Here is a 24,258-nt window from a genome sequence, read left to right on the forward strand (position 1 = left end):
TTGTCGAAGTCAAAGCAGCCAGCGAAGTGAGCGCCGCCTGTGTATTCAGCACATCGACGTTCGAATTCACCTTCGTGAACGCTGTGCGCGTGCTATCGCCATCAACTGCCGTCGGCGGGGTGCCGAGGTTGACTTTCTGAAGTCCGCTCATCGCTCAGATCATTCCTGTAGGAGTTTGAAAAAGCCGCCCCTGATCTCTCAGGAGCGGCCTAGTGCTCACCGCGCCGCTCTTCCCTGCGTCCGTGTGCTCTGTGAGGTTTTGCTAAGGATGGCGGGCACTCTCACAGTAATCCCAGCGCGTTCGGGCCGATTGCTCGGGCGAGTCCCAGGTGCGCCATCCCCTGAGCAACCTTTAACCAGCCGTCGCGAACTCGCCGTAGATGATGCCGGCCGGACGCGTCACCGACATTTGCAGGCGTCGTTCGACGAGCAGCGTGATGGCGTTCTTGATGAACTGATCATTCACGTAGCCGAGCTGCAGGCTGGCGTCTTCGCGATCCCAGATCACCGCGCTGTTCGGGAAGTCGGCGACGATGAAATCGCCTTCCGCGATCGCTTCAGTGACGACCGGCGCCATACCCCAGATCGGGCTGTTCGGAGCCACGAGGAAGCGGCCCTCGTCGTCGCGCAGCAGGTCGATGGTTTCTGCGTCGGTCGGGTTGATGATCAGCGCGGTTGGGATGAAAAACGCTTTCTGCAACTGCGTCTTCGCACGGCGCAGGTAATCGAGCGGCGTCGTCTTGCCCAGACCGGTGCCGACGAACGCCGTGTGATTGCCGGGCAGCAGCAAGCCGCCGATGTCGCCTTCCGCGCCGTCACCGTTCAGCAGTTGGTTTTCCGTGGCGAGGTCGAGGCCGTAGCGCAGACGCTGCTCGATGTAGGCCTGCAGGCCGTTCTGATCGTCGAGCACCTGCTTCGATGCCGTCACGAAGTGGGCAATCGTCGCGATCGTTGCCGACTTGCTTTCGAACTTGATGTCCGATTCGGCCTTCGTGTCGAGCTGCTTTTTCTGCGCGGCCGCGTTGTTCGTGAACGTCGTTTCACGGAGCCACTGGACAGCGCCGGTCGTAACGGGCGTCGACGGAATCAGAGACTCGATCGTCAGACGGCGCACCAAAGGCGCTTGGATACCCGGAACCGTCTGCGCGAATGGCGTGATGTTCGGGGTCGTGCCATCCGATACGACAGACTTCAGTTCGAGCGGCATCTTCCCGGTCGTGGGCGTCGTGCCCTTCAGGAACATCGCCAGTTCGTTCGTGCCTTTGATCTGCGATGCAATCGACTTCGTGTCGACGATGCCCGGCGCGCCGCCCGCGCCGCGTCGTGCTGCCTTCTGCTCCAACTCAGTCAGACGCGATTGGAACTCTTGCTGTTTCGCGCCTACCTCTTCGCCGATGCGCTTCAGTTCCGCCGTGACTTGTGCTGCGACGTCCGGCGTGTTCGTGCCGCCGTCGCCATTGCCGCCACCATTGCCGTTCTTACGGCCCATCTCACGCGATTGCGTAACCGTCTTCATTACTGATTCTCCTTAGCTCGATTCGTGCGTGCGCACGGTGAATTGTTTGATGCCGGCTTCTTCAAGCCATGCGGCGATGCGCTCCAGATCGGCAAACAGGGCGTCGATCTCGTCCGCAGTGACGACGACTTCCCCATTGATGACGACTCGCCAGCGGCGGTATTGCTCGACGCGCTGAACGACTACAACCGTCGTGGCGGCCTGTTCGGGCGTGAAGGTTTGAAGGTCTTTGCGTCGCACGGCGCGCGCTCCTATTTTGGTGATTGGCAAAGTTGCAAACTTCACAACTTGCAACCTTTATAAGCGTGGAGCGCGCCGCCGAAAAGCAGGAAATGAGGACTGCTACTAGATGCGACGAATTTAGACAGGCGGGCGTTGCCTATCCGCGCGCGTGTCGTGTAAGAAAATTGCGAGGCGGCAGGAGCTAAGCCGGAATTCCTGCTTTGGTCTAACTACGGGATTTCTCCGTATTTGATGGCAGCGTGGGCGGGCGTAGTTGCCCCGAGAACACACGCATAATCGCTTCTCCTGCCTCCGCCGCGCGCGCCGCCTTGCCGTCCATCCACCGTTCTGCTGCGGCGATGTCTGCATGCATCGTCCGAACGCTGAAATATGCGGTCACCGTCATCGGTATGTGGTCTCGCGCGATAGCGTTCCACACATGTTCCCGGTCGCGCACGGCAAACACTAGCCCCTCTCTCAGCATGCCGCGCAGCGTGCGCGCGACGCTTTGAGCGCTTCCGCCTATCTCCTGCGCGATGGTCGTCGCCGAGTAGGGAGCAGGACCGTATTCGGAGAACTGCCATTCGTCATGCGACTCCAGCATTGCGAGGATGGCCCGCTTTCGTTTCGTGTCTCTCATGAAAAGTTGGATTGCTGGAATTCCAGTAATCTCCCTCCTTAATGTATCGCTCCGCAGCAGTACGTTATGAGCCTCGATCTCTGCGAATTTGCAGAGTTCCTACCGAAGATTGCACTCTCTCTACCGTGAAATCTTCGGCAAACCGCTTCAAAGGGACGGACCGCAAACCCGCGTAGGTACGGAAGATTTCACGGCATCCCGAAGATTTCACGTAAAAGAGAGTGGAATCTTCGTGAAATCTTCAGGGTAGTGAAATCTTCGGGAGCGCCCAGACCCATCCCTCCTTCATCCCAAGCTTCCGTTTTTCGACGCCTAGTTCTGCCGCCGCGCGGAAGATCGTCGGCCAACTGAAGCCGGCTTGGTCCGCGTCGCGTTTCAACTCCTTCGCGCTGACCGGGCCATCGTCGAGCAGGCCGGAGAGGAAATCGCGCGCTTCTTCACGCGGACCTCGCTCTTCGTCCGACTGCTCGACATCGCCCAGGATCTCGCGCGCCGTGCCCTCGATGAGCTCACCCCACACAACCCGGCTGGCCTGGATGCCTTGCGCGTCTGCCTGCTCGATCGAATAGCTGACGCCGCCTTCGTCAGGAGCGATGTTCGACTTCGCCCGGGCGAGAATGCGCCGCTCTGCCGCTTCATCCTTGCCGGCGACGAGAACCATGCGGGCGAGGGCGACGAACGCGCCAGAGCCGATGACGCGCTCCGCCGGCGACGTTCCCTTCGTGCCCTTCGCAAAATGGCTGATGCCGAGCACCGTGCAGCGATAGGCCGATGCCATGTCGACGAGCGCTTGCAGGTCGCGCCGCACGTCGTTCGCCCGGTGCGCATCCTTCGCGATCGCAGAGACGATCGGGTCGATAACGAGCATTGCCGCGCCGCCGAGCCCGGCCAAGCGCTCGCCGAGTAGCGGAATGTCCGCGGCCGGGTCGAAGGGAAGAATCGCGCCGTGCTCGTCCGTGCGGCCGGTGATGAGGTAGACGCGGCTCAGATCCGCTCCGGCCGCCATCAGCCGAGGGATGATCGTATCGGCGGGGTTGTCTTCGCCGCTCCAGATCAGCACATTGCCCGCCTCGCCGCATTTCGTGCCGTCGGGCCACTCGCCGCCCGTCGTGATGGTTGCCGTCAACGCGAGCGCGAGCGTCGTCTTGCCGGTTCCCGGCGAGCCCGCCAGCAGCGTCAGCTTGCCTTCCGGGATCCAGTCCGGCCACAGCCAGCGGATGGCCTCAGGCTTGATGCCGGTCGCACGAGTGAGCAGGGCGGTCGGTGCGGACGGCTGCGATGCTCCGCCCTTGTTAAAGAACGCCGCGCGCGCCGCCGCGGTCTGCTTTCGCTCGCGCGCCGCACGCAGTTCATCCTCGGTTAGGCCGATGTCTTCGAGATAATCGCTCACAGACGGCCCTCCTGCAGCTCGCGCCGAACCCAGATCTTCGCGGCCGTCACGATGTTTTCCGTTACCCACTCGCCGTGGAGTTTCCATGCCCGCTCGCCCATTCGCTTTCTGCAGATTTTGATTTCGCGCTCGATCTGGTGATTGACGCGGTCTTTGATGGCTTGGACTTCGCTCACGATGCCTCCCGCGCGACGAGGCGCAACACGCCGGCGAAACGCTCGGTATGCGCGTTGTAGTTGGAACAAGATTCTTCGAAATCAGCGGCGAGGCGATCGGCGTTGTTGCGACCGAGTTGCGCAAGGCGATGCGCAAGGGAATGTCCCCCCGTCGCAGCGATGATCGCGTCGAAGATCGTGCAGAGGCTGGCGAACTCTTCCGCCGCGGAGGCCATTTCCCCGGAAGCACGATCGATCAGCGAAACAAGTTCCTTCGAATCGATGTTCTTAGCCATGACGCACCTCCGCACGGATCATTTGAGCGAGGTCGAGCAGGGCATCGGCGCAGCAGTCGAGCGCATCGAACACGGTCGGCGCAAGCGCGGCGTCGCGCAGCGCGCGATTGATGATTTCGAGGTTCAGGAAGGCAGCAGCTTGGGCTGCTACTTGGGATTCGGGTAGCTCAGAACGAGCAGGGGCATTAGCACGCATGGCGGCTCCTATCGATGTGTGAGGAGACCTGCCGTCCACTGCTAAATGGGGTGGGCAGGCCGTTGGCCGGGTTAGCAGACAGGCTCGATAGGAAACCTGCGCATCCGAAGATGCCCCAGCCAAGGCCCGCCCATAGAAAGAGGCGCGCAGAGGCGAACGGACGTAAAAAAACCGCACAGCGGCGGTTGTCCGCCCATCGAGTTTCCGGCTGCTAAACCGGCGGCCTGTTGTCTCAGGCACGCTTGAATCATATCGTTTCGCGTAAACCCGTTGCAAGTGTTTTTTTGCGATCACGACATCTCCTTCGGATCGAACGAGCGCGCCGCCAGGTCGATGCCCTGAATCAGTCCGGCCGCCAATGCCGGGCGGACCGTGATGCCCTTGCCGCTGGGTCGATACTCGCCGCCGTCCGCCAGATACCACACGCGGATGTCGATGTACGTGCGACCGCGGTACTCCTTCACGTACACGCGCAAGCGTTCGCTGTCGCTCTTTTGAATGTCGAGGAACTGCACGCCTTGCGCATCGGTGGCGCTATCATTGCGGGCAGCATGAGAACCGTTCTGGCTGGCCTTTGGGTCGGCCATTTTTTTGTCTGTCATGCGGGCTCTCCCAGCAGCACCGTGCGCAGCTCGCCGACGTTCCAGAGAGCGTGGCCGCCGATCGTACGGGGTTTCGGGAGTTCGCCGCGCTTGGAGCGGCTCCAGACCGTCGAGATGCTGCAGGAGCAGAGAGCAGCGACTGTTTGAACGCGTACGCCTGCCGCGTCGGGCAGGCTGTCGAAATTGCGAACTTCGGTGTTGATGGTCATCGTATCGACTCGAAAACGTGCGGGATTGCACGGGTCGAGACGAACGTTATGCCTCAGCTAACCGCCTGACGACTTGCGTGCCGGCGGACTGCGGGCTGCGCCAGCAAACAGATCAGTCAGCCGGCAAAATGCTCGATGTGCCGGCAAGTATCTGCTTTTCTCTTTCCCAGTCACGGCACCAGTCTTCGATCGTTTTCTGACTTTCGAGGTGTTCTACTTTCGCTAGCATGTCTCGAGCAAATCCAGCTTTCCCCTTTTTGTAGTGCGTTTTGCCATCCTGCCAATCATCCCAACACTGCTTGATGAAGGACTTTTCTGCCTGCTTCGGATCTTTCGCCAACTTGCCCAGAGCGCCTTTGCGCGACACGTCCGCGTGCAACCGCTGTTGCGGCACGGTCATGTAGTAGGTCGACAAGACAATGCCGAGCCAATAGTTACTCTCCGCGACGCATTTCCATGCTTGATCCCGCCGATCCCGCAATCGGTATGTGATCGCCTCACCGATGTAGGCACATCCAATCCGTATTACAGAGAGTCGCCCCTCGGTCATCGACATGGTGTCTTGATTTGCAAGGAAATCGTCTCTCAGTTGCAGTGAAGAAGGAGTTCCCGAGTCGCGCGTCGGCAAAATAAACGCGGCATAGAAGTCTTTCTCTGTGAAATTTGGAAGCTCCAATTGCACGAGCTCGTACAAGGTCTCGTTCGCGTCTCTCATCGCCTGCAACAAGACGTCCGGATTTGCTTCTTCTGTCATTGCTAGCCCCGTAGCAAAGCCCTATTCAGGAGCCGTGCCAGCCGGGTAGGGCACCCGGTTTTCGCCCCGTCGGGCTAGGCACGGCAAACTGGTCACCACGAAACTTTCGTAGTGCGCCTCACGCTTTTTTGTTCATAGGGATGACAGCGCCGGCCTCGATGACCTTGTCACAGAACGCGGCCCAGTCCTCCATCAGCCGTCGACGTTTCTGCAGCACGTCGGAGCGCCAGTAAGCCGCCTCGGTCGCATCACCCTTGATGTGTGCGAGCGCCACCTCGGCCAGCTCGCGCGGATAGTTCGTGTACTCGCTCGCCCAGTCTCGGAACGTCGATCGGAAGCCGTGCGGCGTGGCCTCCAGCCCCTGCCTGCGCATGATCGCGAGCAAAGACATATCGGACAGCGCGCGGTTCGCCCGCGGACTCGGAAACACGAGATAGACATCGTCCTGGCGCTCGATGGTCTTCAGCAGCCGCACGGCCGCCGCGGGCAGCGGCACGCGGTGCTCCTTGCGCGCCTTCATCTTTTCGGCCGGCACCGCCCAGATACCCTTTTCGAGATCGATCTCGCGCCAGTCTGCGGCCCGCGCTTCGCCAGATCGCGCAGCGGTCAGTATCGAGAACTCCAGACATCGAGCGCTGACGCCTTCGATCGTGCGCAGCGTCTTCATGAATGCGCCCATCTGCACGATCGGCAGAGCGGGGTGATTGCGCACGCGCTTGGTCTTCTTCGGGGCGCTCAGCAGCTTGTCGAGATTGCCGCGCCACGCGGCCGGGTTCACGCCTTCATCGCGGAACCCCTTCACGCGGGCATAGTCGAGAATTGCCTCGATTCGTCCGCGCAAGCGGCTCGCCGTCTCGGTCTTTGCCTGCCAGATAGGCTCGAGGATTTCGAGGACGTGAGAGCGCGTCACGTGGCGCACTTGCATCTTTCCGATGATCGGATGCGCGTATTCGGCAAGGGTGTATGTCCACTGCGCGCCGTGCTTCGAGTTGCGCCACTCGATTTCCTTCGCCGCGATGTAGCGCTCCGCAGTCTTCTCGAAGGTCATCTCCAGAGCCTGGCCGGCGCGCAGCTGACTCGCCGCTTCCTTGCGGGCCATCACGGGATCGATGCCGCGCTTGATGTCTTCGCGCTTGGCCAGCGCCGCCGTGCGCGCCTCGGCGACGCCCATGCCCTTCGACGAGTAAGCGCCTAGGCCGATCTCGCGACGCTTGCCCGCGATCGTAGCGCGCAGCACCCAGTAACCGGCGCCAGTGTCGGAGATGTTCAGATACAGACCATCGACGCCGCCGACGGCGTACTTTCCGGGCGCGGTCAGTCGGCTGACGGCAAGTGGTCCAAGTTCTTTCGCTTTCTTCGGCATCGTTGCTCGCGTTCATCCTGCGGTGCAGGGCGGATATTCGATCCATCCACCATCCCATCCACCATAAAATTTACGATTAAACGCGACGAAACGCAACGAGTCGAGATTCGTTGATGAGGGGGTATCGGGCGGAGAGGCTTATCTGGCGGGCGTTTCAGCGATTAAATGCGACGAAACGAGACGAGACAAAATAGGCGGGGTGGCGGAGGCGGTGAGATTCGAACTCACGGAAGGATCGCTCCTTCGCCGGTTTTCAAGACCGGTGCCTTAAACCGCTCGGCCACACCTCCAGCAAGGCGCGTATTGTAGCGCAACTCCTCCGCGGGCAGAAGTTCAGCCTTCCAGCGATTTCGTCGCCCTCAGCGCAGGAAAAAGGCGCATCCACAGAAGCGCGACGACAATGGTGCCAATCCCGCCGATCAGCACCGCCGGCACCGCGCCGAACAATCCCGCCGTCATCCCCGATTCGAACTCGCCGAGCTGATTCGACGTCCCGATGAACAGCGAATTGATCGCGCCGACGCGCCCGCGCATCTCATCGGGCGTCTGCAACTGCACGAGCGACATCCGCACGACCACGCTGATCACATCCGACGCCCCGAGCGCCGCGAGCGCGACCAGCGACACATAGATATTGCGCGACAACCCGAACACGATAGTCGCGACGCCGAACGCAACCACGCCGCCAAACAGCGCCGTGCCAGCACGCTGCCGCAACGGAAAATGCGCAAGCCAGATCGATCCGGCGAGCGCGCCAGCCGCAGGCGCCGCGCGCAGAATCCCGAGTCCCCACGGTCCCGTGTGCAGGATGTCGCGCGCATAGACAGGCAAGAGCGCGGTCGCGCCGCCGAGCAGCACCGCGAAGAGATCGAGCGACAGCGCGCCGAGGATCACCGGCTTGCTGCGAATGAAGCCGATGCCCGAAAACAGCGCCTGGAACGACAACGGCGCGCGCATGCGCACGGCTTCATCGATCTTGATGCCGACCACCGCGCACGCTGCCACGAAAAACGCGCCAGTCACCGCGCCGTACACCGTCAGCGCGCCGAACCCGTAGAGCACGCCGCCCATCGCGGGGCCGAGAATCTGCGCGGTCTGGTTCGCGGACGTCGACCACGCGCTCGCATGCTGCAACTGATTGCGCGCGACGAGATTGGGCAAGAGCGCCGCCATCGACGGCGATTCGAACGCGCGCGCCGCGCCCGTGACGGCGGCGATCGCGTAGATGGGCGCGACATCGTGCCAGCCGTGCCATGCGCCGAGGCAGAGCACCAGCGCGGCGATGCCCTCGATCGACTGGCACACATACGCGATCGTGCGCCTGTCGTAACGATCCGCGACGTGCCCGACGACGAGCGTCAGCACGAACATCGGCACGAACTGCGCGAGCCCGACGAGACCGAGCGCGTACGCGCTATGCGTGATCGAATAGACCTGCCATCCGATCGCGACCGACATCATCTGAAACGCCACCGACGACATCACCCGCGCGGTCCAGAACAGCGCAAACGGGCGATGCCGCATCACCGAGTCCGGCGCCATCGTCGGCGCGCTCAATTTTGCGGGTCCTTCAAGAACAGCTCCTGCAGATCGTTGAGAAAGCGCTGCCCCAGCTCGGTCGGCGCGATGCGTTCGATGTCGCGCGTGATGAGGCCGCGCTTCTCCGCTTCGACGAGCGCGGGCTCGATCGCGGACAGCGCGAGACCCGTGCGCTCGATGAACGAATGCACCGGAAAGCCTTCGACGAGCCGCAGCGTATTGAGCATGAATTCGAACGGCAGATCGCGCGGGCCGACTTCGCGTTCTTCCTGAATCGCGGTTTCGGTGGGCGAGAGCGCGTGGTCCATGTAGCTCGCCGGATGCTTGAAGCGCGCCTGCCGCAAAATCTTGGACGGAAACGACAGCTTCGTATGCGCGCCCGCGCCGATGCCGAGGTAATCGCCGAAACGCCAGTAATTGAGGTTGTGCCGGCTTTGCCGATGCGGCTTCGCATACGCCGACACTTCATAGCGCGCGTAGCCCGCATCGCGCGTGCGCTCGTGAATCCAGTCCTGCATGTCGGCGGAGGCGTCGTCGTCGGGGAGGGCGGGCGGGTACTTGGCGAAGACCGTGTTCGGCTCCATCGTCAGGTGATACAGCGACAGATGCGGCGGCGCGAACGAGATCGCCGTCTCGATGTCGTGTCTGCACTCGTCGAGCGACTGCTGCGGCAGCGCGAACATCAGATCGAGATTGAAGTTGTCGAAGTGTTGCGCGGCGATCTCGACGGCCTTGCGCGCCTGCGTCGCATCGTGAATGCGGCCGAGCGCCTTCAGATGCGCTTCGTTGAAGCTCTGAATCCCGATCGACAAGCGGTTCACGCCGCTCGCGCGGAACGACGCGAACTTCGCGGCCTCGAACGTGCCGGGGTTGGCTTCGAGCGTGATTTCGGCATCGGCATCGATGGGCAGCAGCGCGCGTGCATCGGAAAGAAGCCGGTCCAGACCTTTCGCCGACAACAGCGATGGCGTGCCGCCGCCGATGAAGATGGTATGCACCTGCCGCCCCCACACGAGCGGCAACGCGCTTTCGAGATCGGCGCGCAAGGCGTCGAGATAGCGTTCCTCGGGGAACGTATCGTCCTTCCATTCGTGCGAGTTGAAGTCGCAGTACGGACACTTGCGCACGCACCACGGGAAATGCACGTACAGCGCGAGCGGCGGCAGCGACGTCAGCCGGATGCTGCCCGGCGACGTGAAAGCCTGCACGACGTTGATGGTCTTCGGTCCGGCGCTCACGCAAGTTCCTTCAGTCGTTGCAGCAGATCACGCAGCGCGAGCGCGCGATGGCTCAGCGCATTCTTGCGCGCGGGATCGAGCTCGGCGGCGCTCGCGTTGAGTGTCGGCAGGAAGAAGTGCGGGTCGTAGCCGAAGCCGTTCGCGCCGCGCGGCGCATCGATCACTTCGCCGTGCCAGCGGCCTTCCGCGATGAGCGGCTCGGGATCGTCCGCGTGACGCACCAGCACGAGCACGCAGAAGTAATATGCACGGCGATCGGTCTCGCCGGCGAGATCGGCGACGAGGCGCGCATTGTTGGCCGCGTCGCTCTTTTCGCCGCCGTTCATCGACGCATAGCGCGCCGAATACACGCCCGGCGCGCCATTCAACGCGCGCACGCACAGGCCGGAATCGTCGGCGAGCGCGGGCAGGCCGGTGAGCGTCGAGGCGTGCCGCGCCTTCGCCAGCGCGTTCTCGACGAAAGTCGCGTGCGGCTCGGGCGCTTCGGGCACGCCGAGCTCGCCCTGCGCGATCAGTTCGATGCCCGCCGCATCCAGCAGCGACGCGAATTCGCGCAGCTTGCCCGCATTGTTCGATGCGAGCACGACGCGGCCCAACTCCGTTGCTTCAGACACCTTTGATCTCCAGCGCTTCCTTCTGCTTCAGAATCAGCGCCTTGATGCCGCTGTCGGCGAGCGCGATCAGCTCGTTCATTTCCTCGCGCGAAAACGGCGCGCCTTCCGCCGTGCCCTGCACTTCGACGAAGCCGCCCGCGCCCGTCATCACGACGTTCATGTCGGTGTCGCATTGCGAGTCTTCGTCGTAGTCGAGATCGAGTACGGGCGAGCCCTCGAAGACGCCGACCGAGATCGCCGCGACGAAGTCTTTCACCGGCGTCTTCGCGATCTTGCCCGCCGCGAGCAGTTTGCCGACCGCATCGTGCGCGGCGACGAACGCGCCCGTGATGCTCGCCGTGCGCGTGCCGCCGTCGGCCTGGATCACGTCGCAGTCGATATGCAGGGTGCGCGCGCCGAGCGCGTTGAGATCGAACACCGAACGCAGCGCGCGGCCGATCAGGCGCTGGATCTCCTGCGTGCGGCCGGTCTGCTTGCCGCGCGCGGCTTCGCGGTCGCTGCGCGTGTGCGTCGCGCGCGGCAGCATGCCGTATTCGGCGGTGAGCCAGCCTTGCTCGCGTCCGCGCAGGAATTCCGGCACGCGCTCGGCGACGCTCGCCGTGCAGATCACCTTGGTATCGCCGAATTCGACGAGCACCGAGCCTTCCGCGTGCTTCGTGTAGTTCCGCGTGATGCGCACGTCGCGCAGTTGATTCGCGCGGCGGCCGCTCGGGCGCGGGGGAGAAGACTTGAGCAGGGGAGAGTCGGTCATGGAGGATGAGAACAGGAAGTGAACGGGCAAACCCCGCGGAATGGAGCGATTTTATCGTCAATCACCCGCGGGCGTTGCGCGCAAGGCACGCGTCGGGCCGGCCGTATCGGCGGGCTTCGCGTCAAAAATGGGATAATGCGGATTCCTCGCCCGGCGGCCAGACGCGTGCCAATCCCAACGCACTTCGAGAGCGCCGGGCGCTTCGTATCGAAATGGCCTTCGCAATGAAGGCTTCAATCGCGAGACGTACCATGATCTACAGCATGACAGGCTATGCCAGCGCGACGCGCGAAGTCGTCGCGGATGGCGCCGGACCCAATGGCGCGGGCGGTTCGGGCGTCGGAGTATCGGTGGAATTGCGCACGGTGAATTCGCGCTTTCTCGACCTGAATTTCCGCATGCCCGAAGACGTGCGCGCAACCGAGCCGCAAATGCGCGAAATGCTGATGAACAAGCTCTCGCGCGGCAAGGTCGATATCCGCATCAATCTGAATCGCGTCGAGCAGACGGCGAACGCGGGCGCGCTCAATCGCGAGGCGCTCACGCAACTCGCCACGCTCGAACGCGCCGTGCTCGACGTCTTCCCTGATTCCGAACGCATGCGCACCGGCGAAATCCTGCGCTGGCCCGGCGTGCTCGCGGAAAGCGCGGTGTCGCAGGAAACGCTGCGTGAGGCCGTGCTCGCGTGCGGCAAGCAGGCCATTGCCGATCTCATCGAAGTGCGCGCGCGTGAAGGCGCGGCGCTCGGCCGCGTGCTGATCGACAACGTGACGGAGATGGAAGCGATCGTCGCGCGCATCACGCCGCTCGTGCCGGAACTCATCGCGAAGCATCAGCAGAAGATCGTCGAGCGTCTGCACGACGCGCTCGGCATCGCGACCTCCGATGGCGCCACGGCCACCAGCGTGCCGCGCGAGGAAATCGCCGAGCGCATCCGTCAGGAAGTGACGATGTACGGCATCCGCATCGACATCGCGGAAGAATTGCAGCGTCTCACGGCGCATCTTTCCGAAACGCGTCACGTGTTGCAGAAGGGCGGCAAGGTCGGCAAGCGGCTCGACTTCATGATGCAGGAGCTCAACCGCGAAGCGAACACGCTCGGCTCGAAGGCGGCCGCGAAGGAACTCGCCGATGCATCGATGACGCTCAAGCTGCTCATCGAACAGATGCGCGAGCAAGTACAGAATCTGGAGTAACGCAACATCATGCCGAACACTACGCACCGCTCGCATAGCCACTATACGGGCATCTATCCGGGCAACCTGTTCATGGTGGTCGCGCCTTCGGGGGCGGGCAAGTCCACGCTCGTAAACGCGCTGCTCGCCGAGGACAAGGACATTCTCCTGTCGGTTTCGTACACGACGCGCGAAGCGCGTTCGAAGGAAACCAACGGCCTGCAGTATCACTTCGTGTCCGTCGACGAATTCATGGAGCGGCGCGAAAAGGGCGAGTTTCTCGAAAGCGCCGAAGTGCACGGCAACTACTACGCCACCTCGAAACTGTGGATCGCGGACCAGATGAAGCAGGGCCACGACGTGCTGCTCGAAATCGACTGGCAGGGCGCGCAGCAGGTGAAGAAGCAGTTCCGCAACGCGGTGGAAATTTTCATTCTGCCGCCATCGCTCGATGCGCTCGAAGACCGCCTCAAGAAACGCGGCCAGGATTCCGAAAAAGTGATCGTGCGACGTCTGCTCGCGGCGGGTAGCGAGATGGCGCATGCGTCGGAGGCGGAGTATGTCGTGATCAACGAGAACTTCGATCGCGCGCTCAACGAACTGCGCTGTCTCGTCGCCGCGACGCGCCTGCGCTTCACGTCGCAATACGCCCGCAATACGCAGCTTTTCGTGGACCTCGGCATTCACTCGACGCCGCAGGCATGACGGACCACGGTGACCGGGTCGTACGGTCACATAAGGTAGAATAAAACCCATATTGAGAAGGAAGCAAACATGGCCCGCATCACTGTCGAAGACTGCCTGAAACAAATCCCGAATCGCTTCGAGCTCGCGCTCGCGGCAACCTATCGCGCGCGTCAGCTCGCGCAAGGCCATACGCCGAAGATCGAGAGCCGCGACAAGCCGACCGTCGTCGCGCTGCGCGAGATTGCCTCAGGCCAGGTTGGCATCGAAATGTTGAAGAAGGTGCCCGTCTAAGGGCATCGGCATTACTGGTTTCAATTTCTGCAACCGACGACCACGCGCGTCACACCACCACGGAGGCGAAGATGAGTCAGACACCATTGCCCATCTCCGCCGCCGTGGACCCGGATCTCGAAATCGATCAGGATTCGATGCTCGATGCGGACAAGCCGCATGCGGCGCGCAAGTACATCGACGCGGTCCTCGAACAGTCCTTCCGCCACCTGTTCGGGCCAACCGCCACGCCGGAGCAGCCACGCAAGCACGACGTCGTTTCCATCGCGAAACTGACTAACGGCCTCGCGAGCTACATCACTCCGGAAGAGATCAAGGAAGTCAAGGCGGCTTTCCACTTCAGCGACGAAGCGCATCTCGGGCAATATCGCCAGAGCGGCGAGCCGTACATCACGCATCCGGTCGCGGTCGCGGAAATCTGCGCGGGCTGGAAGCTCGACGCGCAGTCGATCATGGCGGCCCTGCTGCACGACGTGATCGAGGATCAGGGCGTCACCAAGACCGAGATCGCGGAGCGCTTCGGCGCGAAGGTCGCGGAACTGGTCGACGGCTTGTCCAAGCTGGACAAGATGGAATTCCGCAATCGCGAGGAAGCGCAGGCGGAAAACTTCCGCAAGATGCTGCTCGCGATGGCGCGCGACGTGCGCGTGATTCTCGTCAAGCTCGCCGACCGGCTGCACAACATGCGCACGCTCGGCGCGGTGCCGCCGGAGAAGCGCCGGCGCGTGGCGCGCGAGACGCTGGACATCTACGCGCCGATCGCGCATCGGCTTGGTCTGAACAATACGTATCGCGAACTGCAGGACCTTTCGTTCGCGAACTTCAATCCGAACCGCTACGCCACGCTCGAAAAGGCCGTGAAGGCCGCGCGCGGGAACCGGCGTGAAGTGGTCGGCAAGATTCTCGAAGCGGTGCAGCGCACCATCGCGGACGCGAAGATCAACGCGGAAGTCACCGGCCGCGAGAAGACGATCTTCAGCATCTACAAGAAGATGCGCGACAAGCAGTTGTCGTTCTCGCAGGTGCTCGATGTCTACGGTTTTCGCGTGGTCGTCGAGAGCGCGCTCGAATGCTATACGTGCATCGGTGCGCTGCATGCGCTCTACAAGCCGGTGCCGGGCAAGTTCAAGGACTACATCGCGATTCCCAAGGTGAACGGCTATCAGTCGTTGCACACCACGCTGGTCGGCCCGTTCGGTGCGCCGATCGAGTTCCAGATCCGCACCCGCAAGATGCATGAGATCGCCGAGGCGGGCGTCGCGGCGCACTGGCTCTACAAGAACGGCGGCGCGGACCTGAACGACGTGCAGAAGCGCGCGCATCAGTGGCTCAAGTCGCTGCTCGACATTCAAAGCGAAGCGGGCGATTCGAGCGAATTCCTCGAACACGTCAAGATCGACCTGTTCCCGGACGCGGTCTACGTCTTTACGCCGAAGTCGAAAATCATGCCGCTGCCGCGCGGCGCGACCGCGCTCGACTTCGCGTACTCGATCCACAGCGACCTCGGCAACCAATGTGTCGCGGTGAAGATCAACAACGAGCTTCTGCCGCTGCGCACGGAGCTGAAGAGCGGCGATATCGTCGAAGTGATCACTGCGCCGTATTCGAAGCCGAATCCCGCGTGGCTCGGCTTCGTGCGCACCGGCAAGGCGCGCTCGGCGATCCGTCACTATCTTAAAACGATGCGCCTGAACGAGTCGGTCCAGTTGGGCGAGCGGCTGGTCGATCAGAGTCTCAAGGGCTACGGCCTCGCGCTGTCGGATGTCACGCCGGAAGTGTGGGAAAGGCTCGTGCAGTGGACCGGCAACAAGACGCGTCAGGAAATCTTCGCGGACATCGGTCTCGGCCGGCGCGTGGCGGCGGTGATGGCCAAGCGCATCGAAGTGCTGATGAACGGCATCGCCGACGACGAGGATCATCCGCATCGCGAGCATCACAACACGAATACCGCGCCGCCAGTGGTCATCACGGGCACGGAAGGCATGTCGGTGCAATTGTCGCCGTGCTGCCGTCCGATTCCCGGCGACGACATCATGGGCTACATCGGCATCGGGCTCGGCATGGCGATCCACACGACCGAATGCCGCGTCGCGCAACGGATTCACCGGCGCGATCCGGGCCGCTGGATCGACGTCGCGTGGGCGCCGCAGCCGGGGCGTCTGTTCGACGTCGCCGTGAAGGTGCTGGTCAGGAACACGAAGGGCGTGTTCGCGCGCGTCGCGGCGGATATCACGTCGGCGGACGCGAACATCGTACATATCGCGATGGACGAGGACGTGTCGCAGGAAGCGAAGATGCTGCGCTTCGTGATCCAGGTCAGCGACCGCGTGCATCTGGCGAACGTCATGCGCCGCGTGCGCACCAATCCGGACGTGATGCGCATCGCGCGCGAGCGTCCCAGCGACGAACCGCATCACCGCAATCAGGACGGCGGCATGCGCATCGACCGCGAGCGCGCCGACTACTGACGCGGCGCGGGTATGCGGCGTGCATGCCTGTCGTCGTCCGACGAACAGGAGAGAGCGCCGCAATGAACACTTCCGATCTCGAAGACTCCACGCTCGACTATTGGGTCGCGCGCGGGCTGCACGAATTCATCCGCGAGATTCACTTCACCGACAGCGGCGAGACGCTATCAATACGCGGCAACGACCGCGGCAAGCCGTGGGACGGGCGCTTCCTGCCGTCGACGTCGTGGGACGCGGCGTCGGTCGTCCTGGAGCGCGCCTGCCGGCTCGAGATGCACGATCACGGGCGCGGCGAGGTGGTATGCACCGTGACCTTCGGCAAGGACGGTCAGCCGGTGGAAGGGCGCGGGCCGTCGCTGCGCATTGCCTTGCTGCGCGCGTTCGTGCGGCATGCGTTCGGCGATGCGGTCGAGGATGAAGTTTTGCGCCGTCCGCAATCGCTGCTCGGCGCGCGCGCGGAGGCGATCGGCGAGTCGAGCGCGGTGGCGTCGGTGGAGGATGTGCCATCGCCGGAGAAGCATATCGGCGATATCGGTTCGGCGCCGCGTTGATCGATGCGCGCGTGAGCGGCGCGGAAAACAAAAAGGGCCTTCCGTATGGAAGGCCCTTCAAAAGATGGCGCGGCTGGCAGGATTCGAACCCACGACCCCTTGGTTCGTAGCCAAGTACTCTATCCAACTGAGCTACAGCCGCACGCAAAACGGTACTGCTTGTACTTCACTGCGCTGTGGTTAGCGCTTGATGCTTTCATGAGGCGAAAACATCAGAATAAGTGGCGCGGCTGGCAGGATTCGAACCCACGACCCCTTGGTTCGTAGCCAAGTACTCTATCCAACTGAGCTACAGCCGCACGCAGAAGCGGAATTATAGCCAAGCCTGTTCCGAAAAGGAAGGGGTTTCGGCCAAATTATCGGATTTCCTTCGACGATTCGCTCGGCGGGAAGGGTGCAAGGCGTGGTAAGTTGATGTTTCGAAAGCAGGCAACCCTCGGAAATCGACAGCGATTCGCATCATGAACAAGGCATTTGTCAAAGAGTCGGACGACACCGACGACGACCTCGAACTCGGCCATCCCGATGTTCCGGCGGGCACGAAGAACTACATCACGCCTGCGGGCCATCAGCGGCTGCGTGACGAGCTCCTGCAGCTTCTCGACAACGACCGGCCGGAGGTGGTCAAGCTGGTCTCGTGGGCGGCCTCCAATGGCGATCGCTCGGAGAATGGCGACTATATTTACGGCAAGCGGCGGCTGCGCGAAATCGACCGGCGCATCCGGTTTCTGACCAAGCGGCTCGATCTCGCGGAAGTGGTGGACAGCAGCAGGCAGGAGAACGTCGATCAGGTGTTCTTCGGCGCGACGGTGGAGTACGCGGGCGAAGACGGCGACGTGAAAACGGTGACGATCGTCGGCGTGGACGAGGTGGATCTCGACCGCGGCTACGTGAGCTGGATCTCGCCGGTCGCGCGGGCGCTCCTGAAGGCGAAGATCGGCGATACGGTCGCGCTGCACACGCCGGCCGGCGTGCAGCAGATCGACATTCTGGAAGTGCGATATCCGCATTGAAGCGGCCTCGACTCGCCGTCGCTTGAACGAAAAAAAGCCGCTCGGAGAGCGGCTTTTCTACTGCGAGACTGCGGGTGAAGCTTAGAAGCGGTGACGCATGCCAACCGTTGCCGACACCTGATTCGAGCCCGACGACATGCCAACGCCGTTGATCACTGCGCCGATGGGCAGGTTTTCCTGGTCGGTCATGTGCTGGTACTCGCCTTGCAGGTAGACGTCGGTACGCTTCGACAGCGCGTACGCCGTTTGCAGGCTGAACTGATGGAACTTCGGCTTTTCGCCGTCGATGCGGCTGTCGGTGTACGTGTACGCACCCGCGAGCGACAGAGCCGGCGTCAGGTTGTAGCGGCCGTTGACTTCATAGTTCGTGAAGCGGACGTGACCGTCGGTCAGGTTGATCGAACCGGCGCCTTGCGTACCGACGCTCGTGATCGACGAAGCGTTGTCCAGCATCGTTTGCGTGAACACGAAGCCGACGGTTGCCGGGCCGAACGCGTAGTTCAGGCCACCGCCGAAGATGCGCTGACGGCCAGCCACGAACGGCGTGTTGTCGGTCGTGATCGCGCCGTTGACGTTGTTCGTCGGCGAGCCGACGTTGTTCAGTTGCATGTACGCAGCGGCGACATTCAACGGGCCGTAGTTGTACGACGCGCCGACGCTGTATGCGCGGTTATCCGCGAAGCCGCCTGCTTCGTTCGAGAAGCCGTACATCGCGCCCAGCTTGAAGCCAGCGTAGTTCGCGCTCGTGTACTTGACCGAGTTGTTCACGCGGAACGTGTTGTCGAGGTTGTCGTTGTCGAACGGGTGGGCGAACTGCGTGCCGCCGTACTGTGTGCCCGTCAGAGCCAGCGGGCCCATGAAGTCGACCACGGAGTCATATTGACGGCCGAGGGTGATCGAGCCGAACTGGTTGCTCGACAGACCGACGAATGCCTGACGGCCGAATTCACGACCGCCCTGGCCGTTCGTGCCGTTCATGATGTTGAAGCCGTTCTCCAACGTGAAGATCGCCTTCAGGCCGCCACCGAGGTCTTCAGACCCGCGCAGGCCCCAACGGCTGCCGTTGACCGAACCGCTCGTCGCCTTGAAGTTGCTGTGGCCCGGGCCGCCGACTTGCGTGATCTGGTTGTTCGTGTAGGTGATGCCCGCATCGATCAGGCCGTACAGCGTGACGCTGCTTTGCGCATGGGCGGCGGTAGCAAAAACGCCCGACAGGGCGGCGACCATGAGAGTCTTTTTCATCTTTGTAACTCCGAGAGCAGATAGGGCCGAGGACCCAGGCTTTGTGGAAACCTCACTCCGTGGCGCTGCGAGAGGCGCGGGTGGAGGAGCAACGCATCGGCGACGCGACACATTTGTTTCCGGACCAGACGAAGTGTAAAGACGGTGTTACAGGCGGTGCGTTCCGAATTCCGCAATAAACCATTGTTGATGCGGCAATGATCGACGGGGCGTATATTTTTCTTTATATACAATGATTTATCGGCGAATAAAGTCGTAAGTGAAGAGGTGTCAACCTAACGACGTTGCGCATGCGCGACATGAGTTGGCGTGAAAATACAACGTAAATCTTCTGACATCCGATTATTGATGGTTCTGAAACAGAAGTTTGCGATTTTTGCAGGTAATTAATGCGGGCCGCATCGCTATACTGTCATTTCTGCTTTCCGAAGCAGACTTTTTCGTTGACGGGAAAAGATCTCCAAACTTTGTCAGCGCGACTTCCCGGTCGCGCTTTTTTTTGCTCGATTCTCTTGCTCCTGGATGGCGTAGAGCCTTGTTTACACAGGCGGAGCGGCCAGATTCCGCCAGTGATCGCGATGCCAGGCGGGATCGAATTCGAGCTGCGAATCGGCGTCGGTTGCGACGATCATCGAATTATCGTCGGCGCTCGTGATTACATTTAAGTTGCGACTTAATTTCCATCTTGTTAGCGCCGGAGGATTGGGCAAGTTGAGTCAGTGCTTACAATTCCAATAATCTTGTTGCCGCAAATTGCGCGATTAATCATTAACTGAGTTTTTTCACGATCGGCCCAAGTTTGACTATATTCCAACTGTCTGGTTTTGCGCGTTTTATAATCGCGTGAGCCTGAGAGACCGACGTAAAAGTCATTTTCTAGGTATTCGAATCTAATCGAAAAAGTTGGCGTGGCTCGGCACGGCATGATTCGGGGCATTGCCACGATGCTCAAGCCCCAGGCGGCTGCCGCGAAGGTGCGCGGCCCAGCGCAGAAGCGCAGCGGACAGAAGATTGGGTACCGTGTGTGCGATGAATTACGCCTGCATTCAGCAATCGTGAAATAAGGGAATGCGATTACGGGTTACTCGCTATTGCGCCTTTTAATCACGCTGGTGCACCAAGCCGTCAATTCGAAACACGGCGAACGCCAAGTCCCGAACGAAATAAAAAACTCCATCGTATCGTGCAAGAATTCCGAGCGTTCATCAGCACGGCGTCCGCCAGCCAAAGCCCGAGCCTCACGCTGCGTTAGAATGGTCGATCCAGCACACGCTCCATCCAGGCTCATCGCGCCGTCTTCCCGTCGTCCACGATGCATCTCGATCCATCCGCAAGCTTTGCCTATCCCTCCGCACCCATCGTATTCGTCGATCTCGAAACGACCGGCGCGACTTTCGGCGTGGACCGTATCACCGAGGTCGGCATCGTGGAGGTCGGGCCATCGGGCGTGTCGCAATGGACGTCGCTGGTCAACCCGCAAAAGCCGATTCCCGCGTTCATCCAGCAGCTGACCGGCATCACCGATGCCATGGTCCGCGATGCCCCGACGTTCGAACAGCTCGCCGCCGGTCTGCTCGAACGAATGGACGGCCGGCTCTTCGTCGCGCATAACGCGCACTTCGACCACGGCTTTCTGAAGGGCGAATTCAGGCGCATGGGTCTTCGCTTCGCGCCGGATGTGCTCTGCACGGTGCAGCTTTCGCGCGCGGTGTATCCGGCAGAAAGCCGCCATGGTCTCGACGCACTCGTCGAACGACACGCACTCGTCCCCGCCGCGCGGCACCGTGCGCTCGCCGATGCCGACTTGCTCTGGCAGTTCTGGCAACACCTGCATCGCGCGCACACGCCGGATGTGCTGCGCGCGCATCTGGACCGCGTGACGCGGCGCTTTCAGCTCGCCGCGCATATCGACGAAGACACCATCGAGCAGATGCCCGCCGGCTGCGGCGTCTATATGTTCTATGGCGACGACGACGCGCCCGTCTACATCGGCCGCAGCGTGCGCTTGCGTCAGCGCGTGCGTTCGCATCTCGTCGGGCCGCGGCGTTCGGCGAAGGATCTGCGTCTGGCGGCGCTCGTGCGCCGCGTCGAATGGAAGGCGACCGGTGGCGAAATAGGCGCACTGCTGGCCGAGGCGCAATGGATCGCGAACGTGCGTCCGGCGCTCAATCGCGCGCCGAAGTCGCGTCCCGGCGACGCGCGCGGCGCGCCGTGGCCGTATGCGGGCGGCATTGCGATCGAAGAGCGCGATGAGGCGTCGGGCGAGCGCGCGTGGCATGTCATCGACAACTGGTGCTATCTCGGCATGGCCAGCACGCTCGCGCAAGCCGGCGAGCTGCGCGGGCGCGCCGGTGCACCCGCGTTCGAGCTGTCGACTTATCGCATTCTGGGCGAGCGTCTCGCGCGAGGGCTTGTCGTGACGCCGCTCGCTCCCGTCACGCTCGCCACCGCTGTCTGAAGCGGCATCATCCGACCGCGCCCACGCCACCCGTCGCGCAGACGTGCGACAGCGCGCGCATGAGCGGCGCGTTCATCGACGAGTTGTAGCGCGTCAGATGTTTCCATCGCGCGACACTCTCCGCGAGTCGAACGGGGCAGTCTTCCGCGTGACGAATCGGCTCGACGTGTGCAAGCGCCGACATGAGCGACTGCGTGAGCCGATCGAGCTTCGGGCGCGTATCCGTGGCGAGGTCAGGCGGCGATGTTTCCGGCGCGGCTTTCAGCGCGCGCCAGTTGGCGAACAGCGCGTTCTGCACCTCCTTGCTCGCGTCGATCTGGTCGCGAAAGAACTGCCGCGCGAACTCGGGATCGACCTGCGCGGCGCTGGCCTTGGCTTCGACCTGCTTGAGCAGCGCCTCTTCGCGCGGCGCATCGGTGATCGGCTCCTGATGCGCCCACTTCCAGCGCGCGACCGGCTCGGCGAGCGCGAGCCGTTGCGAGACGAGCGCGATCAGATTGGTGAACGGGGTGTCGTCGCCGTCGGCATGCACGGTTGCGGGCGCGGCGAACGCGAGCGCGCAGGCAACAGCGGCGGAGGCGAGGAGGGAAGACTTCGATCGACGGCGCATCGGGTTGCGGGCAAAAGCGCCAGAATAGCGCACTGATCTGCGATCCGAACGAGGAATCGACGAGGCGAGCCGCACCGCACGACTCACCCCGATGGGGTCATGGACGAGGGGCGCGACGCGGCCTGGCGTGAGCCATGTGCGGACCGGACGGTCCGGTTGCGCCGCGCGCAACAGGCGTCGTTCTCACGACGACGGCGTAATCCAGCGTGTCCGCCTATTTCGACTGCGCCGAGTTGCGCTGTTCGTCGAAGAACGCGCGCACATGCTCGGGCAGCTCAGTCGCGAGAAATTCGACGCCAACCGGTTCCGGATCCGGACAGTACACCTTGTCGGGCGTCGGGATTTTCGTCGGTTTTGCGTCCATGATTTCTCTCCTCGATGACTACAACAATTGCGCCAACCTGGCCGTTGCGGCTCTTGCGCTGCCGCATGCGGCTGAAATGCCGGTTAACCTTTTCCTCTATGGATGCTTTATCGGATCGCAACCGCTTCGGCTTGAGCCGAATTGGTGCGCAGGTTATCAACGTGTGAAAGCGTCGGTAACTATTCGCCGTCCCTAAATTCTCTTGCTGCAAAAAATACAGTTTCGACGTGTGCCCGGCGAGCCGCGCCCCGCTTGGCTCTGCACGAAACGTGTCCGTCGCTTACTTGCACTGTATCTTTTCCTCTATGGATATAACGATACCGGGAAACCTGCGTTGACGCATGATGGTGCAAAGCGGAAAATGGCTTGTTGTTGTACGAAAGCGCACATATGAGGCGAATCAGCCGCGCGGCGGGGCGGTTCTTGAAATCGGTGAGGCCGATTTTCTGTGCGAATCGCAATGTTGTGAACGCGTCGAGCGATCGTTGCGAAAACGCCAAGAGTAGTTGCGAAATCAAAAGCAAAAACCCGTGTCACTTGCGTGATCACGGGTTTCGATACTGCTGAATCTCGTTGGTGCCGGAAAGAGGAATCGAACCCCCGACCTTCGCATTACGAATGCGCTGCTCTACCGTCTGAGCTATTCCGGCTCCATTGTTGCGTTCGTTTAGTTCGTCAGCAACGAAGAAGTGAGATTATGCAGAGGCTTTTTCCTCTTGGCAATACCTAAGATCAATTTTTCTTTTCGAGATGGTAGCGGGTCACGCGATCGACCTCGCCCTTCGAACCGAGAAACACGGGCACGCGCTGGTGCAGGCTCGTCGGCTGAATGTCGAGAATGCGCTGTTCGCCGTTCGTCGCGGCGCCGCCGGCCTGCTCGACGATGAACGCCATCGGATTCGCCTCGTACATCAGACGCAGCTTGCCGGGCTTCGACGGATCGCGCTTGTCGGCCGGATACATGAAGATGCCGCCGCGGTTCAGGATGCGGTGCACGTCCGCGACCATCGATGCGATCCAGCGCATGTTGAAGTCTTCCTGGCGCGCGCCGTCCTTGCCAGCATTCAGTTCGCCGATATAGCGCTGCACCGGCTCATACCAGTGACGCGAATTCGATGCGTTGATCGCGTACTCGCGCGTTTCGACGGGAATCGTCATGTCGCGCTGCGTGAGCACCCACGAGCCGAGTTCGCGATCGAGCGTGAAGCAGTTCACGCCGTTGCCAGTCGTCAGCACCAGCACGGTTTGCGGGCCGTACACCGCGTACCCTGCTGCGACCTGCTGCGAACCCGCCTGCATGAACGCCTGCTCGCTCGGCTCCGCGCCATCCGGGCAGCGCAGCACCGAAAAAATGGTGCCGATCGACACGTTCACGTCGATGTTCGATGACCCGTCGAGCGGATCGAACGTCAACAGGTAATTGCCCTTCGGGTAGCGGTTGGGGATCGGGAAGATCTTTTCCATTTCTTCCGATGCCATCGCGGCCAGATTGCCGCCCCATTCGTTGGCTTCGAGCAGGATTTCGTTCGAGAGCACGTCGAGCTTCTTCTGCACTTCGCCCTGAACGTTCTCGCTGCCAGCGCTGCCGAGCGCCTCGCCCAGCGCGCCCTTGCTGACGTGATAGCTGATCTGCTTGCACGCGCGCGCGACCACTTCGATCAGGAGACGCAGGTCGGCCGGCAGGTTCTGGTGTTCACGCTGCTGCTCGATCAGGTATTTCGACAGCGTGGTGCGGCTGGAGATGGAGGACATGCTGGGGCTCCGTGAGCGTTATACGAATATTCACGATTCTAACCGCTCGACCCGGCCGCTCCATGTGACAGCGACAGCGGACATCCGCCATAAGCGAGAACGGCCGCCGCGCGAAGTCCTCGCGCGGCGGCCGCCGAACAGCGAAAACGCCTGATGAAACAG

At 62.0% G+C, this 24,258-nt stretch carries 26 protein-coding genes and 4 tRNA genes; 7 read left to right on the plus strand and 23 right to left on the minus strand.

The features are described from left to right. Nucleotides 1–352 precede the first annotated feature (352 nt). The 16 genes from AWB80_RS37430 to rph form a co-directional block, all read right to left on the minus strand. Nucleotides 353–1,516: a phage major capsid protein gene (locus AWB80_RS37430; RefSeq protein ID WP_061179668.1), complete on the minus strand. Its 1,164-nt coding sequence runs from the start codon at nt 1,514–1,516 to the stop codon at nt 353–355. A 12-nt stretch (nt 1,517–1,528) separates the two neighbouring features. Then, a complete protein-coding gene (locus AWB80_RS37435; RefSeq protein WP_061179669.1) occupies nt 1,529–1,756 on the minus strand; it encodes a hypothetical protein in 228 nt (75 codons plus the stop codon). A 208-nt stretch (nt 1,757–1,964) separates the two neighbouring features. Continuing rightward, entirely contained in the window at nt 1,965–2,378 is a 414-nt protein-coding gene (locus tag AWB80_RS37440; RefSeq protein WP_061179670.1) for a hypothetical protein, read from the minus strand. A gap of 241 nt (nt 2,379–2,619) precedes the next feature. Beyond that, nucleotides 2,620–3,768, minus strand: coding sequence for an AAA family ATPase (locus AWB80_RS37445; RefSeq protein ID WP_244206954.1), 1,149 nt, complete (start codon nt 3,766–3,768; stop codon nt 2,620–2,622). After that, nucleotides 3,765–3,944 (minus strand): hypothetical protein, encoded by a 180-nt coding sequence (locus AWB80_RS45140; RefSeq protein WP_061179671.1) that lies wholly within the window; start codon nt 3,942–3,944, stop codon nt 3,765–3,767. The genes AWB80_RS37445 and AWB80_RS45140 overlap by 4 nt, the downstream gene beginning before the upstream one ends. After that, nucleotides 3,941–4,219 (minus strand): hypothetical protein, encoded by a 279-nt coding sequence (locus AWB80_RS37450; protein ID WP_061179672.1) that lies wholly within the window; start codon nt 4,217–4,219, stop codon nt 3,941–3,943. Before AWB80_RS37450 ends, AWB80_RS45140 begins: the two co-directional genes overlap by 4 nt. Further along, nucleotides 4,212–4,415, minus strand: a complete 204-nt coding sequence (locus tag AWB80_RS37455; protein ID WP_087131915.1) for a hypothetical protein — start codon at nt 4,413–4,415, stop codon at nt 4,212–4,214. Before AWB80_RS37455 ends, AWB80_RS37450 begins: the two co-directional genes overlap by 8 nt. Before the next feature lie 290 nt (nt 4,416–4,705). After that, nucleotides 4,706–5,017 carry a transcriptional coactivator p15/PC4 family protein gene (locus AWB80_RS37460; protein ID WP_244206955.1) on the minus strand — a complete coding sequence of 104 codons (312 nt, stop codon included), beginning with the start codon at nt 5,015–5,017 and terminating at the stop codon, nt 4,706–4,708. Continuing rightward, nucleotides 5,014–5,226 (minus strand): helix-turn-helix transcriptional regulator, encoded by a 213-nt coding sequence (locus AWB80_RS37465; protein WP_061179673.1) that lies wholly within the window; start codon nt 5,224–5,226, stop codon nt 5,014–5,016. Before AWB80_RS37465 ends, AWB80_RS37460 begins: the two co-directional genes overlap by 4 nt. A 112-nt stretch (nt 5,227–5,338) precedes the next feature. Further along, complete coding sequence (locus AWB80_RS37470; protein WP_061179674.1) at nt 5,339–5,980, minus strand: hypothetical protein; 642 nt, start codon at nt 5,978–5,980, stop codon at nt 5,339–5,341. Between the two features lie 118 nt (nt 5,981–6,098). After that, nucleotides 6,099–7,343 (minus strand): tyrosine-type recombinase/integrase, encoded by a 1,245-nt coding sequence (locus tag AWB80_RS37475; RefSeq protein WP_061179675.1) that lies wholly within the window; start codon nt 7,341–7,343, stop codon nt 6,099–6,101. Nucleotides 7,344–7,543: 200 nt separating this feature from the next. Continuing rightward, nucleotides 7,544–7,633 (minus strand) — tRNA-Ser (locus tag AWB80_RS37480). Between the two features lie 43 nt (nt 7,634–7,676). Then, nucleotides 7,677–8,885 (minus strand): MFS transporter, encoded by a 1,209-nt coding sequence (locus AWB80_RS37485; RefSeq protein ID WP_208635745.1) that lies wholly within the window; start codon nt 8,883–8,885, stop codon nt 7,677–7,679. 11 nt (nt 8,886–8,896) lie between these two features. Continuing rightward, nucleotides 8,897–10,120: a radical SAM family heme chaperone HemW gene (hemW, locus tag AWB80_RS37490; protein ID WP_061179677.1), complete on the minus strand. Its 1,224-nt coding sequence runs from the start codon at nt 10,118–10,120 to the stop codon at nt 8,897–8,899. Next, on the minus strand, nt 10,117–10,734 hold the full coding sequence (gene rdgB / locus AWB80_RS37495; protein ID WP_061179678.1) for an RdgB/HAM1 family non-canonical purine NTP pyrophosphatase: 618 nt from the start codon (nt 10,732–10,734) through the stop codon (nt 10,117–10,119). The genes hemW and rdgB overlap by 4 nt, the downstream gene beginning before the upstream one ends. Further along, a complete protein-coding gene (gene rph / locus AWB80_RS37500; protein ID WP_061179679.1) occupies nt 10,727–11,485 on the minus strand; it encodes a ribonuclease PH in 759 nt (252 codons plus the stop codon). Before rph ends, rdgB begins: the two co-directional genes overlap by 8 nt. Before the next feature lie 251 nt (nt 11,486–11,736). Here rph and AWB80_RS37505 point away from each other — a divergent pair, with 251 nt between their 5' ends. The 5 genes from AWB80_RS37505 to AWB80_RS37525 all read left to right on the plus strand — a co-directional run bounded on the left by AWB80_RS37505 (nt 11,737) and on the right by AWB80_RS37525 (nt 16,657). Beyond that, complete coding sequence (locus AWB80_RS37505) at nt 11,737–12,681, plus strand: YicC/YloC family endoribonuclease (RefSeq protein WP_061179710.1); 945 nt, start codon at nt 11,737–11,739, stop codon at nt 12,679–12,681. Nucleotides 12,682–12,690: 9 nt separating this feature from the next. Continuing rightward, a complete protein-coding gene (gene gmk / locus AWB80_RS37510; RefSeq protein ID WP_061179680.1) occupies nt 12,691–13,365 on the plus strand; it encodes a guanylate kinase in 675 nt (224 codons plus the stop codon). A gap of 69 nt (nt 13,366–13,434) precedes the next feature. Continuing rightward, nucleotides 13,435–13,638 carry a DNA-directed RNA polymerase subunit omega gene (rpoZ, locus tag AWB80_RS37515; RefSeq protein ID WP_050456014.1) on the plus strand — a complete coding sequence of 68 codons (204 nt, stop codon included), beginning with the start codon at nt 13,435–13,437 and terminating at the stop codon, nt 13,636–13,638. A gap of 71 nt (nt 13,639–13,709) precedes the next feature. Next, complete coding sequence (locus tag AWB80_RS37520; protein WP_061179681.1) at nt 13,710–16,106, plus strand: RelA/SpoT family protein; 2,397 nt, start codon at nt 13,710–13,712, stop codon at nt 16,104–16,106. A 62-nt stretch (nt 16,107–16,168) separates the two neighbouring features. Further along, entirely contained in the window at nt 16,169–16,657 is a 489-nt protein-coding gene (locus AWB80_RS37525) for a phage protein NinX family protein (protein ID WP_061179682.1), read from the plus strand. A gap of 65 nt (nt 16,658–16,722) precedes the next feature. On the opposite strand, the gene AWB80_RS37530 is transcribed toward AWB80_RS37525, so the two are convergent. Together AWB80_RS37530 and AWB80_RS37535 are read right to left on the minus strand one after the other, a co-directional pair. After that, nucleotides 16,723–16,799: transfer RNA gene (locus tag AWB80_RS37530), tRNA-Arg, on the minus strand. A gap of 80 nt (nt 16,800–16,879) precedes the next feature. Continuing rightward, nucleotides 16,880–16,956, minus strand: a tRNA-Arg gene (locus AWB80_RS37535). A 162-nt stretch (nt 16,957–17,118) separates the two neighbouring features. Here AWB80_RS37535 and greB point away from each other — a divergent pair. Continuing rightward, the gene (gene greB / locus AWB80_RS37540) at nt 17,119–17,670 is read left to right on the plus strand and encodes a transcription elongation factor GreB (RefSeq protein WP_061179683.1); all 552 of its coding nucleotides are present in this window, start codon (nt 17,119–17,121) and stop codon (nt 17,668–17,670) included. An 81-nt stretch (nt 17,671–17,751) separates the two neighbouring features. Here the strand turns inward: greB and AWB80_RS37545 are convergent, their stop codons facing one another. After that, nucleotides 17,752–18,912, minus strand: coding sequence for a porin (locus AWB80_RS37545; RefSeq protein ID WP_061179684.1), 1,161 nt, complete (start codon nt 18,910–18,912; stop codon nt 17,752–17,754). Nucleotides 18,913–20,224: 1,312 nt separating this feature from the next. Here AWB80_RS37545 and AWB80_RS37550 point away from each other — a divergent pair. After that, nucleotides 20,225–21,370, plus strand: a complete 1,146-nt coding sequence (locus AWB80_RS37550) for an exonuclease domain-containing protein (RefSeq protein WP_061179685.1) — start codon at nt 20,225–20,227, stop codon at nt 21,368–21,370. 7 nt (nt 21,371–21,377) lie between these two features. Here AWB80_RS37550 and AWB80_RS37555 read toward each other — a convergent pair whose 3' ends face one another. From AWB80_RS37555 to AWB80_RS37565, 4 genes are all read right to left on the minus strand, one after another. Further along, nucleotides 21,378–21,980 carry a chorismate mutase gene (locus AWB80_RS37555; RefSeq protein WP_061179686.1) on the minus strand — a complete coding sequence of 201 codons (603 nt, stop codon included), beginning with the start codon at nt 21,978–21,980 and terminating at the stop codon, nt 21,378–21,380. A gap of 214 nt (nt 21,981–22,194) precedes the next feature. Beyond that, nucleotides 22,195–22,344, minus strand: coding sequence for a hypothetical protein (locus tag AWB80_RS44530; RefSeq protein WP_167390499.1), 150 nt, complete (start codon nt 22,342–22,344; stop codon nt 22,195–22,197). A gap of 574 nt (nt 22,345–22,918) precedes the next feature. Beyond that, nucleotides 22,919–22,994 (minus strand) — tRNA-Thr (locus AWB80_RS37560). Between the two features lie 82 nt (nt 22,995–23,076). Continuing rightward, nucleotides 23,077–24,096 (minus strand): class 1 fructose-bisphosphatase, encoded by a 1,020-nt coding sequence (locus tag AWB80_RS37565; RefSeq protein ID WP_061179687.1) that lies wholly within the window; start codon nt 24,094–24,096, stop codon nt 23,077–23,079. Nucleotides 24,097–24,258 lie beyond the last annotated feature (162 nt).

The organism is Caballeronia pedi (genome assembly GCF_001544915.2).
Classification (GTDB): domain Bacteria; phylum Pseudomonadota; class Gammaproteobacteria; order Burkholderiales; family Burkholderiaceae; genus Caballeronia; species Caballeronia pedi.